Raw genomic sequence first — 15652 nt, 5'->3', positions numbered from 1 at the left:
CTGATTATCCCGCCCATTTTAGCCATCATCTTTCAGGGCGCCGCCGCATGAATACACGGAACGCTACGCTTCGAACCAGCGTTGCCAACTGGCGTTGACCGTCGCCTGCTCAGCGCTGAAGGTTTCCGGCGGCACATGCCCCGGCTGCTCCTGTAGCGCCAGATGATGCAGCTCATCACGCAGCGTCACATAGGCTTTTGTCAGCGCGCGCGCTTCTTCATCGTCAATCAGTCCGTGGTTGGCCAGCAGTTCAAGCACGCGCACGTTATCCGACCAGCGGGTCAGTTCCGGCGCCTCAGCCGCATACCGCAGCACCAGATACTGCGTAATAAATTCAATGTCGGTAATGCCGCCGCGATCCGCTTTGATATCCCAGCGGCCTTTGTGCTTATTACCCAGATGCGCGCGCATTTTTTCACGCATTTCGCGCACCTCGGTTTTGAGTTTCTCTGGTTCGCGGGGCAGGCACAGGACACCACGTCGGATATCGTCAAAGCGCTGGCTCAACGCCGGTTCGCCGAACACGATGCGCGCACGCGACAGCGCCTGATGTTCCCACGTCCAGGCTTCCTGCCGCTGATACTCATCAAAGGCGGCAAACGTGCTGACCAGCATTCCCGCCGCCCCGGAAGGCCGCAGGCGCGCATCCACCTCATAGAGAATGCCCGATGACGTTCGGGTGCTGAACAGGTGCATCACACGCTGCGCCAGCCGCAGGTAGAACTGTCGGCTATCGATGCTACGCTCGCCGGAGGTAACAGAATCGGCCGGGCAGTCATGCAGGAAAACAAGGTCAAGATCGGAACTGTAACCCAGTTCCCAACCGCCAAGTTTGCCATAGCCAATCACCGCAAACCCACGCGTCTGCGCGTTTTCAAGGTGCTGCGGACGACCAAAGCGCTGCACCATCATTTGCCAGGCCTGCTGCACGACCTGTTCAATTATCGCTTCCGCCAGCCAGGTAAGATGATCGCTCACTTTCATCACCGGCAGCGTTCCGGCGATATCGGCAGCCGCAATACGCAGCTGCTGCGCCTGCTTAAACTGCCGCAACGCCTCCAGTTGCTGCTCCTCATCCTCTTCGGGAATGCGCAACAGGTACTGGCGCAGCTCATCGCGATAGGCATCCGTGGCGGTTGGCTGATAAAGCGTGGCCGGATCGAGCAGTTCATCGAGCAGCAGCGGATAGCGTGCAAGCTGGCTGGCTACCATCGGCGACGCGGCACAGAGATGAACCAGATGCTTCAGCGCGGCAGGATATTCGGTAAGCAACTCCAGGTAGGTGGTACGCGTCAACACGCCCAGCAGAAGCGGGATCAGTCGCTCCAGCACGACGGCCGCGTCGTCGCGCGGGCACACCTCGCAAAGCAAACGCGGCATCAGCTGATCCAGCGCCTGACGACCGCGCGGGCCGACGGTGCGTTTATCCACATCGCGATGAAAATCGTTTATCGCCCGCAGCAGACGCTGACGCGTCTGTGCGTCCAGATGCGGGACTAAAGGCGTCAGTTCGGCCTCTTCCAGCCGATCCTGCCAGAGCGTACCAAACTCCTCCGCCTCTTTGTTGCTGCCCGCGTCGGGCGTATCATCGCCAATCAGTTCGTCGAAGATCGCCCGCACCGACTGCATATGCTGATTAAGCTGCTGATAAAGCGCGCTCCAGTCGGCAAACCCCATCGCCCATGCCAGTCGCACGCGGTTAAGCTCATCGGCGGGCAGCGTCTGCGTTTGCTCATCGTTGAGGCTTTGCAACAAATTTTCCAGGCGACGCAGGAACAGCCATACCGTCTGCAACAGGGTCGCCTGCGCGGCAGGCAACAGATTAAGACTGGCAATAGCCTCCAGCGCCGCTGGCAGCGAACGAAGCTGAAGCGTTCTTTCACGACCGCCGCGGATTAGCTGAAAGACCTGCACGATAAATTCAATCTCACGGATGCCGCCCGCGCCAAGCTTGATGTTATCGGTCAGGCCGCGTCGTCGCACCTCGCGAGCGATCATGCTTTTCATGTTGCGCAGCGACTGGATCACGCTGAAGTCGATGTAGCGACGATAGACAAACGGCCGCAGCATCTGCTGAAGCTCCTGGCTCCAGCGATCATTGCGGTCGCCCATTACCCGCGCTTTTACCATCGCATAACGCTCCCAGTCGCGGCCCTGCTCCTGATAGTAATCTTCCAACGCAGCAAAGCTGAGCACCAGCGGTCCGCTGTCGCCAAAGGGCCGCAGGCGCATATCGACGCGGTAAACAAAGCCCTCCGCCGTGGGTTGATCCAGCACCTTAATCAGTCGCTGACCAAGGCGGGTAAAAAACTGCGCGTTGTCCAGTTCCCGTCTGCCGCCCCGGGTTGTGCCATTCTCTGGCCAGGTGAAAATCAGATCGATATCGGAAGAGAAGTTCAGTTCGCCGCCGCCCAGCTTGCCCATACCTAAAATCAGCAGCGGCTGCGGCTCACCCTGCGCATTCATCGGCGTGCCAAACTCGCGGCAGCAGGCGTGCCATAGCCAGTCGCGCGCGGCGACGATCAGCACTTCGGCCAGTTCGCTGAGCTGCTTCAGCGATGCCCCGGTTGTGCTGCTCGCCAGCGCCTGCATCCAGGCGATACGCGTCAGCATATGACGCCGGAACAGACGCAGCTCGCGCATCAGAGCGTTTTCATCCCCCACTTCGGCCAGCTTTTCCGCCAGCCAGCTTTCGTAGTGCTGCCATTCACCGGGCCGTGGCGGTTGCGCGTTCAGCCGCTGCCACCATTCGGGATGACGGGTGAGGTTCTCACGAATGAAATCGCTGAAGGCCAGCACGGCACGCTGCGGGCCGGTTGGCTCATCAGGTAGATCCAGCGTACGGCTGGCCGCCTCCGCCAGCAGCGGCGGCAGTTCCGGCGAAGGAGATGAAGACATAAATACTCCCTTTATGTATGGCGTTCGTCAGGCAGCGTGGTCAGAGGCTGCCATTTTTCCAGAAAGCAGGCGTTCTCAGTACGTCATGACCTGCGTTCTCAAGCCAGCTACGATCGTGAGTTTCAATCGCCAACGCAAGCCGCTCCCAGCCGCTAAGCCAGCTATAGACCGCCGATGGTTCATACGCCCCCGCCAGAAGCCGCACCGCCAGTAGCTGATGATTCAGTCGCGGCAGCTTGTCCTGATACTCATTGATGTGACGAATTTTATCAAACGTGCTTTTGAGATCGGCGGCAATGCGGCCTAACATGATATCGCTGAAGCGCTTAAATGAAGCCTGAAGTTTGACATCCGCTTCGGCGCTGACAAAGTCCCGCCATCCCTGCGTGGCTATCCAGTTGGTAAGTGCTAACTGGGCCAGTAGAGAGTCTGCTGCAAAGCAGAGTGTTTCCGCATGCAGATCGTCTGCTTTCAGCGTCTCTTCCAGCACGGCCAGCCGCTGGCGTAGATCGCTGCTCGCCTTACGCGGCACCAGTGAACCGAAGAGTGTGAATGCCTGACGAAGCGTCTCCAGCGCCTGGCGTATTTCCTGTAACGCGTCGTGATTACCGCTCAGCCAGAGCTCCTCATGATATTGCCACTGTGCCAGACCCAGTGCGAACGCGCTCTGCATACCTTCTTCGATGGTCGCTTTTGGTTTCGCTTTTAATATTGGTAAGGGCCGCCGCTCGCGTGCAGGATTTCCCTGCGCCAGCGCGTAGCCGCGCGCGGCTTTACTCAGGCTGCCCAGACGCAGTCCGCCCATACCGGCCAGTTCGGCGGCAAATGCCAGCAGTTCCTTTTGATGACCTGATTTCAGTTCAAGCTCGATTTCATTGATCGCTTCCGTTAGCTCACCGGAACGAACCTCACCGCGGTCAGACGCGACTTCAATCACGCTTTCACGGTAAGTAACCACCCACTTTTCACGCAGAAAATGGGTGCTGAACAGCGGTGTTAACTGTGCCTGAAGCGCGGAGAGATCCGTTCCGGCAGGCCAGACCGTCTGCGGAAGTTTTTCAATCGCCAGGTCGGGCTGCGTCAGCGGAATATTATATTCCTGCCGCTGATGCAGGCCGCCAACGCTCTGCCCTGCCGTTTTCAGCGTCATTTCATAGCTGTCGCCAAAGCCACGAATACGCAGGCCCATATCCCAGCGCCGCAGTTGCGCATCTTTGGTTTCGTAATAGATATTGGTCAGCTTTTCGGCAGCCGAGTGTTCGTGAGGCCACGCTGTGAGCTGAGTCGGCAATTCTGATGCCGCATCGGGGGTTGCAATGAACTTTATTTCAATCTCAATGGTCATATCTTCTTGATTTAATGATTACCGGTACGGTTTTTGGGTTTCTGGCGCGTTGTGGCGTTCTCTTTTTTGCTTTTTTCGGGGAAAACTACCGATAAAAGAGCGTCTGATGGGATGCACTACCCGCCATTCATAGCGTGAAGAGTAATGCAGAATTACCGCAGCTGTCTCGGCTTTCTTCCTCTTTTGCGCAACGGCCCGACCAGAAATGAGAACAGGATAGTTCTCATTCAGCTTTGTGCGGGGCGGTTCCAGACTGTGCCATTACTTTTTTAACCAGGACTGATATAAAAAAGACATCGAATGAATAAAAGACACGTTATTGGCCTTACTTTACTTACGTTTAGCGTCGCTGCCTCCGTTCACGCTGAAGAAAAACGCTATATCTCCGATGAGCTCTCCACCTGGGTGCGCAGTGGCCCCAGCAATGATTATCGCCTGGTCGGCACGCTGAACGCCGGTGAAGAAGTGACGCTGCTGCAAACCAACAGCGCCACGAATTATGCGCAAATTCGTGACCAAACCGGACGAACCACCTGGATCCCGCTGGCGCAGCTCAGCGAGCAACCCAGCCTGCGTACGCGCGTGCCGGAACTGGAAAAACAGGTTAAAGAACTGACCGACAAGCTGACGAATATTGACGGCAGCTGGAATCAGCGCACCGCAGAGATGCAGAAAAAAGTGGCAGGCAGCGACGGCGCAATTAATCAGTTAAAAGATGAAAACCAGAAGCTGAAAAACGAGTTGGTGGTCGCGCAGAAAAAAGTTAACGCGGCCAACGTGCAGCTTGATGACAAGCAGCGCGCGATTATCATGCAGTGGTTTATGTACGGCGGCGGCGTTGCTGGCGTCGGCCTGCTGCTGGGCCTGCTGCTGCCGCACATGATCCCCAGCAGGAAGAAGAAAGATCGCTGGATGAACTGAGTTTTATCACTCTTTCGCAGGGCATCCGTTGATGCCCTTTTTGTCGTGGCGCGCGCAGGGGATTTTCCTGGTAAATTTGGGGCCTGCCGCTAACATCGCGTATGCTGATTGAAATGACGGATTCAGGAGCTGTGTTAGTGAAGACTTACCTTGTCGGAGGGGCAGTACGTGACGCGCTGCTCGACCTGCCGGTCACAGATAAAGATTGGGTGGTGGTCGGGGCCTCGCCGCAGGAGATGCTGGATAAAGGCTATGCGCAGGTTGGTCGCGATTTCCCGGTGTTTCTCCACCCGAAAACGCATGAAGAGTATGCGCTGGCCAGAACGGAGCGCAAAAACGGCACCGGCTATACCGGCTTTAGCTGCTACGCTGCGCCAGACGTCACTCTCGAACAGGATTTGCAGCGTCGCGATCTGACCATCAATGCCATCGCGCAGGACGAAAGCGGCAGCTTTTACGATCCCTACTATGGCCGACAGGATATTACTCAGCGGCAGCTACGTCATGTTTCCAACGCCTTCAGCGAAGATCCGCTGCGCGTGCTGCGCGTGGCGCGTTTTGCTGCACGCTTTGCGCATCTCGATTTTACCATCGCGCCGGAAACGCTGACGTTAATGCAGTCGATGGCCGCCAGCGGCGAACTGAGCGCGCTGACGGCTGAGCGTGTGTGGAAGGAGACGGAAAAGGCATTGCAGACGCCCTCTCCCCAGGTCTATTTTCAGGTGCTGCGAGACTGTGGCGCGCTGGCCGTGCTGTTTCCCGAACTCGATAACCTCTATGGCGTTCCCGCACCTGCGAAGTGGCACCCGGAAATTGACACCGGCGTGCATACGTTGATGACGCTTGCGATTGTGGCGCAGCTCAGCGATGAGACCGACGTCCGCTTCGCCACGCTGTTTCATGACGTTGGCAAGGCGCTGACGCCGCGCGAGAAATGGCCGAGCCATCCCGGTCATGGCCCGGCTGGCGTACCGCTGGTAGAAAATCTCTGTCAACGGCTGCGCGTGCCCAACGCTGTTCGCGACCTGGCGCTGCTGGTGACCGAATTTCATGACGTGGTACATACCATTGAGCGACAAACGCCAGAGGCGCTGGTGGCGCTGTTTGATCGCGTGGACGCCTGGCGCAAGCCGCAGCGCATTGAGCAGATCGCGCTGACCAGCGAAGCAGACGCGCGCGGGCGCACCGGCTTTGAAAACAATCCCTATCCGCAGGGCGACTATTTGCGCCAGGCCTTTGCTGTAGCACGCGCTGTCTCCACCAAAGCGGTGGTTGAGGCCGGTTTTAAGGGCAGCGAAGTGCGGGAAGAGTTAACCAGAAGACGTATTTCAGCGCTGAGCGAATGGAAAGAGCAGGCGTAAACGCGGGCCTGACGGCCCGCATCATCTTGCTTACATGAAGACCATATAAACTGCTGCCGCGACAATAAAGCGGTAGATGGCAAAAGGAACAAAGGAGATGTTCTGGATCAGACGCAGGAATACTTTAATGGCAATCAGCGCCACCACAAAGGCGGTGAGGAAGCCCACGGCAAACATCGGCAAATCATCCATTTTCAGGAAGCCGATGCTTTTATAAAGATCGAGTACCGTGGCGCCCATCATCATCGGCACGGCCAGAATAAATGAGAACTCAGAGGCCGCGTAGCGACTCACGCCCATCAGCATCCCGCCTGAGATGGTTGCACCCGAACGGGAAAAACCAGGCCACAGCGCCAGACACTGGAAGCAGCCAATCACAAACGCCTGACGATAGGTCATATCGTCAATGCCCACCGCTTTTGGCTGTTTAGGTTTCAGGTACTCCGCCGCCAGCAGCAGGACACCGCCCACGACCAGCGCGTACATTACATTAATAGGGTTAAACAACGTTTTGATGGCATCGTGGAAAATCAGCCCTGTTACCACCGCCGGGATCATACCGAGCAGGATATGGATCAGGGAAAGATGGCCTTTTCCCGTGCCTTCGTGCGGCACCTTACCAAAATGGATGCCGATCAAACCGAACAAACGGCGCCAGAACATCACCACAACGGCCAGTATCGAGCCTAACTGGATAACGACCTCAAACGTTTCAGCCGTATCGCCCTCAAACCCCAACAGATGACCGACAATGATCATATGCCCGGTGGAGGAGACGGGAAGAAACTCCGTCAGGCCCTCAACAATGCCAAGGATCGCCGCCACCCAAAGCTGATGAATATCTGCCATCAATTCTACCTCTATCCGTATCAAAAACATTAAAAAGGCGGTGGCTCAACGCTACCGCCAAATAGTGCTCGCGCAAAACAGCAAGCCTATGACAGACAATAATGTGGTTTGGTTTCATCGTGATGGCAATCACAATAGTTTTATTTCGGATTAGTCCCGCGCTCAATGATGACACCCACCTGCTGTGCCTGCGCCACCGCACCGGGTTTGCACACTTTGATACGCACCCAGGGCGTAGGGAATCGATTTAGCAGCAGCGTCGCCACCTCTTCGGCCACCCGCTCCACCAGTGCGAATCTGCCGCCTGCCACATGCGCGATGATGGCTTCGGAAACGTCAGCGTAGCTCAGGCAGTCATTCACGTCGTCGCTGGCGGCAGCTTTACGGTTGTCCCAGGCCATTTCGACATCGAACACCAGCTTCTGCTGAATAGTTTGTTCCCACTCCCAAACGCCGATAGTCGTGATCACTGAAAGCTGCTCGATAAATACAATATCCATGATAACCGTCTCTGTTTTTAAGGCTGCCGGATACCACTTCCGGCGGTTTATGCGTATTATCCACGGATGAAGAGAATAAAACGACCCCTACAGGACGGAGTGGAGTTATGAGCGTATTCGCGCTTGCAATGATCGTTTTCGCCTATCTCTGCGGCTCTGTTTCCAGCGCAATTCTGGTTTGTCGGCTGTTCAGATTACCCGATCCCCGCCTTCACGGCTCCGGCAATCCCGGCACGACGAATGTGCTGCGCATTGGCGGCAAAATTCCGGCAGTTTCAGTACTGATTTTCGACGTACTGAAAGGGATGTTGCCGGTCTGGCTGGCATGGCATTACGGCGTTTCGCCTCTTTACCTCGGCCTGACAGCCATTGCGGCATGCCTGGGTCATATTTACCCGATCTTCTTCAACTTCAAAGGCGGCAAAGGCGTCGCCACCGCCTTTGGTGCCATCGCGCCCATTGGCTGGGATTTGACCGGTCTGATGACCGGCACCTGGCTGCTGACGGTATTGCTGAGCGGCTACTCGTCGCTGGGCGCCATTATCAGCGCGCTGATCGCGCCTTTTTACGTCTGGTGGTTTAAGCCGCAGTTTACCTTCCCCGTCGCCATGCTTTCTTGCCTGGTTTTACTGCGTCATCACGATAATATTCAGCGCCTGTGGCGCGGTCAGGAAAATAAGATCTGGAAGAGAAAAAAGTAATATTACGATAATGCAAATATATCAATGAATTGCGATAGTTGATCATTAAGGAAAAGCATAGAATTCTTTTTGGACACGTGATGTCCACCTCTGCACTATTGCAACAATCACAAGGAAAGAGAGATGAAAGAATTAAATATCGAGCAAGTACAAATGGTTAGCGGAAGCGGTTTTATCCAGAACATCTGCGCTAATGTCGGTGGGGCAATTGGCGATGGTATATATGGGCTGGCCGTCAACGTATCAGGTGGGTTAAATTTTGATCTGCCGCTCATTGGAACTATTAATATCTATGAGTTTTTCCCCGATATAGGAAAAGATCTCGGCAATGCGTTGGGCGGCAGCCTGGGCGGTATCGCTGAAAATATGATCGGCGGCATTCCTCTGATTGGTGGTTTGCTGAATAAATTGATGGGCAACTAAGCGGGTGAACGGGCTTATGCTGAGTAAACATACCTAAGCCCGTGATCGCCTATTTTAACGCAGGTAACTCAGCCAGCGGCCAACGCGGACGAACGGTAATGCTCAGTTCGCCACGCGTTCCGCCTTTCAAACGCACCATGCCTGCACAGGCAATCATCGCGCCGTTATCGGTACAAAATTCAGGACGCGCATAAAACGCTTCGCCACCGCGTGCTTTCATCACTTTCGCCATTTTCTCCCGCAGCGTGCGATTGGCGCTGACGCCGCCCGCAATCACCAGACGTTGAAAGCCCGTTTGCTCCAGCGCACGCTTACATTTGATGGCCAGCGTGTCAACGACCGCATCCTCAAAGGCGCGGGCGATGTCAGCGCGCGTTTGCTCATCGTCATTATTATTGCGAATGGTGTTTGCCGCGAAGGTTTTTAACCCGGAAAAACTGAAATCCAGCCCCGGTCGATCGGTCATCGGGCGCGGGAAAATAAACCGCTTTTCAACGCCTTTCTGCGCCATTTTCGACAGTAACGGACCGCCCGGGTAATCCAGGCCCAGCAGCTTGGCGGTTTTGTCGAACGCTTCGCCAGCCGCGTCGTCGATGGATTCACCCAGCAGGCTGTACTCACCGATGCCGGTCACGCTGATAAGCTGGGTATGACCGCCGGAAACCAGCAGTGCCACGAAGGGAAAGTCGGGCGGCGTCTCTTCCAGCATCGGCGCCAGCAGGTGCCCTTCCATATGATGCACCGGAACCGCCGGAACGTTCCAGGCGAAGGCCAGCGCCCGGCCAACCGTAGCGCCAACCAGCAGCGCGCCAACCAGGCCAGGCCCGGCGGTATACGCGACCGCGTCAATCTCTTTCGCCCTCAGCCCCGCCTCTTTCAACGCGGCCTGAATCAGCGGCACGGTTTTCCGCACGTGGTCGCGCGATGCCAGCTCCGGCACCACGCCGCCGTAGTCGGCATGCAGCTTTACCTGACTGTAAAGCTGGTTGGCGAGAAGCCCGGCCGCATCATCGTAGATGGCGATCCCGGTTTCATCGCAGGATGTTTCGATTCCAAGCACTCGCATGACGTTTACCCTCATTCTGGCGGCGCGCAGTGTACCACGAAGAGCCCGTGGCGCGGCAATTTTCAGCATGCGTCGGGCCATCGGGCCGATCAAAAAGGAAAAGTATTTCGCTTCCGTTCAGGTGAGCGTATATAATAAGCGCCCTGAAAATACCGGCAGCGGCACGGGCGCACTGTTGGTAAGTTAATGCTATGGTGCTTTACAACGCAGCCTGTGTTGGAGTAAGATTCCGCACCATTTTGAAATGAGCTGGCTTTAAGCCCAGCAGCAAACCGAATTTATCGAGGTGAGAGTTACATGCCGGTAATTAAAGTACGTGAAAACGAGCCATTCGACGTAGCACTGCGTCGTTTCAAGCGTTCATGCGAAAAAGCAGGCGTTCTGGCTGAAGTTCGTCGTCGTGAGTTTTACGAAAAACCAACGACCGAACGCAAGCGCGCTAAAGCGTCAGCAGTTAAACGCCACGCGAAGAAACTGGCTCGCGAAAACGCACGCCGCACTCGTCTGTATTAATAGTTGAGGGTTTGCCCTCACCTCTCACAGACAAGTAAGTAGTTATGAAGGCCGTGCTTTCCGAAAGGAATGCGCGGCTTGTTGCCGTTTATGGCCCTGAACTAACGTTAAGGCGGCAACAGAGCGAGTCTCCCTGAACTTACATCAGTAAGTGATGGGAGTGAGCGAAGACAGCCAACGCAGCCAGAGGCTGAAAGATGAAGGGTAACCAATCCCCGAAAGATTTCAGTTGCTGGCAAGGCGGCAACAGAGCGAGTCTCCCTGAGCTTACATCAGTAAGTGATGGGAGTGAGCGAAGACAGCCAACGCAGCCAGAGGCTGAAAGATGAAGGGGATTTATGGCTGGACGCATTCCGCGTGTATTTATCAACGACCTGCTGGCGCGCACGGACATCGTGGATCTTATCGATGCCCGCGTGAAGCTCAAAAAGCAGGGCAAAAATTATCACGCCTGCTGTCCTTTCCATAATGAAAAAACGCCCTCTTTCACCGTTAACGGCGAAAAACAGTTTTATCACTGCTTTGGCTGCGGCGCACACGGCAACGCTGTCGATTTCCTGATGAACTACGATCGTCTTGAGTTCGTGGAAAGCATTGAAGAACTGGCGACGCTGCACGGGCTGGAAATTCCCTACGAAAGCGGCAGCGGCCCCAGCCAGCTTGAGCGGCATCAGCGGCAGAGCCTTTATCAGTTAATGACCGGCCTGAGCGAGTTTTATCAGCAGGCCCTGACGCAGAGCCAGGCCGCCGGCGCGCGCGATTACCTTGCGCAGCGCGGCCTGAGTAAAGAGGTTATTCAGCATTTTTCCATCGGCTTTGCGCCTGCCGGTTGGGATAACGCCCTGAAGCGCTTTGGCAGTAATCCAGAAGATCGCCAGTCGCTGATTGACGCGGGCATGCTGGTCACCAATGAGCAGGGCCGCAGCTACGATCGTTTCCGTGAACGGGTGATGTTTCCGATTCATGATAAGCGCGGGCGGGTAATTGGATTTGGCGGGCGCGTACTTGGCGATGCAGTGCCAAAATACCTGAACTCGCCGGAAACCGATATTTTTCACAAGGGCCGTCAGCTTTACGGCCTTTACGAAGCGCAGAAAAAGCACCCCGAACCTCCGAAGCTGTTAGTCGTCGAAGGGTATATGGACGTGGTCGCGCTGGCGCAGTTTGGTATCGATTATGCGGTTGCATCGCTCGGTACCTCCACTACGCCTGAGCATATTCAACTTCTTTTTCGCTCGACCGATAACGTTATATGTTGTTATGACGGCGACAGAGCAGGACGAGAAGCCGCCTGGCGCGCGCTGGAAACCGCATTACCTTACATGAATGATGGTCGTCAGCTACGCTTTATGTTCCTGCCGGACGGCGAAGACCCGGACACGCTGGTGCGAAAAGAAGGTAAGGAAACTTTTGAAGCGCGGATGGAAAAGGCGATGCCGCTCTCCGCGTTTCTCTACGACACGCTTTTGCCGCAGGTAGACTTAAGTACGCCGGACGGCCGTGCGCAGTTGACCACGCTGGCATTGCCACTGATAAGTCAGGTGCCGGGCGAAACATTACGCATTTACCTTCGTCAGGTTTTAGGCGACAAACTGGGCATTCCCGACCACGTTCAGCTGGAGAAACTACTGCCGCAGCAGTCTGAAAAAGCGAAACGGGTTCAGCCGCCTCAGCTAAAACGCACAACCATGCGTATACTGATTGGACTGCTGGTGCAAAATCCGAAGCTGGCGACCCTGGTTCCCTCTCTGGCCGGACTGGAGAGTTCCGAGCTTCCCGGCTTCGCTCTGTTTGTAGAGTTAGTGAGCACTTGCGTAGAGCATCCTGGCCTGACCACCGGACAGCTACTAGAATTGTATCGTGGAACAAAATTTAGCCAGCACCTTGAAACCCTGGCCACCTGGAACCACATGATCGTAGATGATGAAGTGGAAACCATGTTTAAAGATTCGCTGGCCAGTATGTATGACACCGCGCTGGAGCGCAGGCTGGAAGAGCTGATTGCGCGTGATCGCACGCATGTGTTGAATGCCGAAGAGCGCCGCGAATTTTGGGCGCTGAGCCAGGCATTAAAAAAGCAGTAGCGCTGGCTATGTGCATCATCAGCGCGTTCAAAATACGTTTAACGCAGAATTAAGGGACGTTATCGGCAGGCTTTTTAAGTGCGCTAAGCGCAAGCTAAAAATGGCAAGCAGGATAGCCCCGAACAACGATCAAAGCGGCTTAAGTGCCGTATACCTGCCAGGTCGAACCTGGAAGCCGCTATGATGGGCAGCGGCAATAATCAAATGCTCTCACTGTTATTGTTGGCTGTGTGTAGCCGACCGACACCAATCTAATTAACAGAAGTGTGGATACCGTCTTATGGAGCAAAACCCGCAGTCACAGCTTAAGCTGCTTGTCACCCGTGGTAAGGAGCAAGGCTATCTGACCTATGCCGAGGTCAATGACCATCTGCCGGAAGATATCGTCGACTCCGACCAGATCGAAGACATTATTCAGATGATCAACGATATGGGTATTCAGGTTGTTGAAGAAGCGCCTGATGCTGACGATCTTATGCTGAATGAAAACAGCTCCGATACCGACGAAGATGCTGCCGAAGCGGCTGCCCAGGTACTTTCCAGCGTTGAATCCGAAATCGGACGCACCACCGATCCGGTGCGCATGTATATGCGCGAAATGGGTACCGTTGAACTGCTGACCCGCGAAGGTGAAATCGACATCGCGAAGCGCATCGAAGACGGCATCAATCAGGTACAGTGTTCCGTGGCCGAATACCCTGAGGCCATCACTTATCTGCTTGAGCAGTACGATCGCGTCGAGGCAGGAGAAGCACGCCTGTCAGATATGATCACCGGCTTTGTCGATCCGAACGCCGAAGAGGATATTGCCGCGCCAACGGCGACGCACGTCGGTTCTGAGCTTTCTCAGGAAGAGCGCGAAGACGACGAGGAAGAAGACGAGGACGACGACAGTGAGGATGACAACAGCATCGATCCTGAACTGGCGCGTGAAAAATTCAACGATCTGCGCGTACAGTATGAAAAAGCCCGTACGGTGATCAAAGCGAAAGGCCGCAGTCATGCCGATGCCGTCACTGAAATTCAGAATCTTTCTGACGTCTTCAAACAGTTCCGCCTGGTGCCGAAGCAGTTCGACTACCTGGTAAACAACATGCGCAAGATGATGGATCGCGTTCGTACCCAGGAACGTTTGATCATGAAGCTGTGTGTTGAAATGTGTAAGATGCCGAAGAAAAACTTTATTACCCTGTTCACCGGCAACGAGACCAGCGAGACCTGGTTCAAAGCCGCGCGGGCGATGAACAAGCCGTGGTCAGAAAAACTTAATGACGTCGCTGACGACGTGCAGCGCGGCCTTCAGAGACTGGGACAGATCGAAGAAGAGACCGGCCTGACCATCGAACAGGTTAAGGACATTAACCGTCGTATGTCTATCGGTGAAGCGAAAGCCCGCCGTGCGAAGAAAGAGATGGTCGAAGCAAACCTGCGTCTGGTTATTTCAATCGCCAAAAAATATACCAACCGTGGTTTGCAGTTCCTCGATCTCATTCAGGAAGGCAACATCGGCCTGATGAAGGCGGTGGATAAGTTTGAATATCGCCGTGGTTATAAGTTCTCTACCTATGCTACCTGGTGGATCCGTCAGGCGATCACCCGCTCTATTGCCGATCAGGCGCGCACCATCCGTATTCCGGTGCATATGATTGAGACCATTAACAAGCTCAATCGTATTTCCCGCCAGATGTTGCAGGAGATGGGACGCGAACCGACGCCGGAAGAGCTGGCCGAGCGCATGCTGATGCCGGAAGATAAAATCCGCAAGGTGCTGAAAATCGCCAAAGAGCCCATCTCCATGGAGACGCCAATCGGCGATGATGAAGATTCGCATCTCGGCGATTTTATCGAAGACACCACGCTGGAACTGCCGCTGGACTCCGCGACCTCTGAAAGCCTGCGCTCTGCAACGCACGACGTTCTGGCCGGTCTGACGGCGCGTGAAGCCAAGGTGCTGCGTATGCGTTTCGGCATTGATATGAATACCGACCACACGCTGGAAGAAGTGGGCAAGCAGTTTGACGTTACCCGTGAGCGTATTCGTCAGATTGAAGCGAAGGCGCTACGTAAGTTGCGCCATCCAAGCCGCTCTGAAGTTCTGCGCAGCTTCCTGGACGACTAAATCCCCTGCTCTGATAAAAAGCCTCCGCTCGCGGGGGCTTTTTTTATGGTCAAATATCGAGCGCCTTGTTCAGGGCCTGATAGGCCGTAACCAGTTCCTCCTGTGAGGCGCGATTCAGGCCGCTGGGATTCGGCAGCACCCAGACTTCCGTCACGCCCAGCGTTTGCGGCTGCCTGCCCCACTCCACTTTGCTGATGCCAAACGCCTGTCGGTATGCCTGTTTACCGAGCACCGCCAGCGATGCGGGCTGATAGCGTGCGATTTTCTCCCTCAGCGCCTCGCCGCCCGCGCGCAGCTCTTGCGAAGAGAGTTCGGTGGCCTCTTTCGTCGGTCTTTCAACCAGCATGGTGATGCCGCAACCGGTCTCCAGTAGCTGCTGCTCCTCTTCCGGTTTAAGCAATCTTTCAGTAAAACCGGCCTGCCAGATAGTTTTCCAGAAACGATTGCCGCCGTGGGCAAAATGAAAGCCTTTATGCGCCGATGATTTTCCCGGATTGATGCCGCAGAACAGCACCCGAAGATCGGGCGCGATAATATCGGTAATGGTATGTGATGCACTTTCACGCATTAATAGTGAACCTTCCTCTGAGAGCATGTGATCCGGCTCGGAGTTTACGGATCTTTTCGCAAGAAATGTACGAAGAACGATACATTAGCAATGCTACATAGCGCAGTGGATTTTTATCATTAAATCGTTCCATTTCGCCGACATTTGGCGAAATTTAGCGTACGCTGGAACAAAATTCATTAATTTTTGCAATGCATTCGAGCTACGAAATTAAACAGATCGTAAACAGACTATAATATAGTCGTCATCTGTGCCCTTTCTGCTGTCCGCCAGCCGTATTGCCAGCCATAATCCGCCACGTTAA

At 55.1% G+C, this 15652-nt stretch carries 13 protein-coding genes; 7 read left to right on the top strand and 6 right to left on the bottom strand.

Translation table 11 applies throughout. From position 1 onward, the window contains the following. Window positions 1-63: 63 nt before the first annotated feature. Window positions 64-2898 (bottom strand): bifunctional [glutamate--ammonia ligase]-adenylyl-L-tyrosine phosphorylase/[glutamate--ammonia-ligase] adenylyltransferase, encoded by a 2835-nt coding sequence (glnE, locus tag GS12_RS01490; protein ID WP_034943319.1) that lies wholly within the window; start codon window positions 2896-2898, stop codon window positions 64-66. Between the two features lie 40 nt (window positions 2899-2938). Continuing rightward, window positions 2939-4243 carry a CYTH domain-containing protein gene (locus tag GS12_RS01485; protein WP_034943317.1) on the bottom strand — a complete coding sequence of 435 codons (1305 nt, stop codon included), beginning with the start codon at window positions 4241-4243 and terminating at the stop codon, window positions 2939-2941. A 300-nt stretch (window positions 4244-4543) separates the two neighbouring features. Between GS12_RS01485 and GS12_RS01480 the strand changes: the two genes are divergently transcribed. Then, window positions 4544-5164 carry a TIGR04211 family SH3 domain-containing protein gene (locus GS12_RS01480; protein WP_034917089.1) on the top strand — a complete coding sequence of 207 codons (621 nt, stop codon included), beginning with the start codon at window positions 4544-4546 and terminating at the stop codon, window positions 5162-5164. A gap of 137 nt (window positions 5165-5301) precedes the next feature. Further along, the gene (locus GS12_RS01475) at window positions 5302-6525 is read left to right on the top strand and encodes a multifunctional CCA addition/repair protein (RefSeq protein WP_034943316.1); all 1224 of its coding nucleotides are present in this window, start codon (window positions 5302-5304) and stop codon (window positions 6523-6525) included. A 30-nt stretch (window positions 6526-6555) separates the two neighbouring features. Here the strand turns inward: GS12_RS01475 and bacA are convergent, their stop codons facing one another. Together bacA and folB are read right to left on the bottom strand one after the other, a co-directional pair. Further along, window positions 6556-7374 (bottom strand): undecaprenyl-diphosphate phosphatase, encoded by an 819-nt coding sequence (gene bacA / locus GS12_RS01470; protein WP_034917092.1) that lies wholly within the window; start codon window positions 7372-7374, stop codon window positions 6556-6558. A gap of 140 nt (window positions 7375-7514) precedes the next feature. After that, a complete protein-coding gene (gene folB, locus GS12_RS01465) occupies window positions 7515-7874 on the bottom strand; it encodes a bifunctional dihydroneopterin aldolase/7,8-dihydroneopterin epimerase (RefSeq protein ID WP_034943314.1) in 360 nt (119 codons plus the stop codon). Between the two features lie 107 nt (window positions 7875-7981). Here folB and plsY point away from each other — a divergent pair, with 107 nt between their 5' ends. Then, window positions 7982-8575: a glycerol-3-phosphate 1-O-acyltransferase PlsY gene (plsY, locus tag GS12_RS01460; RefSeq protein ID WP_034943313.1), complete on the top strand. Its 594-nt coding sequence runs from the start codon at window positions 7982-7984 to the stop codon at window positions 8573-8575. A gap of 123 nt (window positions 8576-8698) precedes the next feature. After that, window positions 8699-8998, top strand: coding sequence for a hypothetical protein (locus tag GS12_RS01455; RefSeq protein WP_034943311.1), 300 nt, complete (start codon window positions 8699-8701; stop codon window positions 8996-8998). Window positions 8999-9047: 49 nt separating this feature from the next. Here GS12_RS01455 and tsaD read toward each other — a convergent pair whose 3' ends face one another. Then, window positions 9048-10064, bottom strand: coding sequence for a tRNA (adenosine(37)-N6)-threonylcarbamoyltransferase complex transferase subunit TsaD (gene tsaD, locus GS12_RS01450; RefSeq protein ID WP_034943309.1), 1017 nt, complete (start codon window positions 10062-10064; stop codon window positions 9048-9050). A 297-nt stretch (window positions 10065-10361) separates the two neighbouring features. Between tsaD and rpsU the strand changes: the two genes are divergently transcribed. The 3 genes from rpsU (at window position 10362) to rpoD (ending at window position 14780) form a co-directional block, all read left to right on the top strand. Next, the gene (gene rpsU / locus GS12_RS01440) at window positions 10362-10577 is read left to right on the top strand and encodes a 30S ribosomal protein S21 (protein ID WP_001144069.1); all 216 of its coding nucleotides are present in this window, start codon (window positions 10362-10364) and stop codon (window positions 10575-10577) included. Window positions 10578-10915: 338 nt separating this feature from the next. After that, complete coding sequence (gene dnaG / locus GS12_RS01435; RefSeq protein ID WP_034943304.1) at window positions 10916-12661, top strand: DNA primase; 1746 nt, start codon at window positions 10916-10918, stop codon at window positions 12659-12661. A 280-nt stretch (window positions 12662-12941) separates the two neighbouring features. Next, complete coding sequence (rpoD, locus tag GS12_RS01430) at window positions 12942-14780, top strand: RNA polymerase sigma factor RpoD (RefSeq protein WP_034943303.1); 1839 nt, start codon at window positions 12942-12944, stop codon at window positions 14778-14780. A gap of 49 nt (window positions 14781-14829) precedes the next feature. Here the strand turns inward: rpoD and mug are convergent, their stop codons facing one another. Next, a complete protein-coding gene (gene mug / locus GS12_RS01425) occupies window positions 14830-15348 on the bottom strand; it encodes a G/U mismatch-specific DNA glycosylase (protein WP_034943301.1) in 519 nt (172 codons plus the stop codon). Window positions 15349-15652: the final 304 nt, after the last annotated feature.

This window comes from Erwinia oleae (genome assembly GCF_000770305.1).
Classification (GTDB): Bacteria; Pseudomonadota; Gammaproteobacteria; order Enterobacterales; family Enterobacteriaceae; genus Erwinia; species Erwinia oleae.
This window is presented reverse-complemented; position numbering and strand designations above follow the sequence as displayed.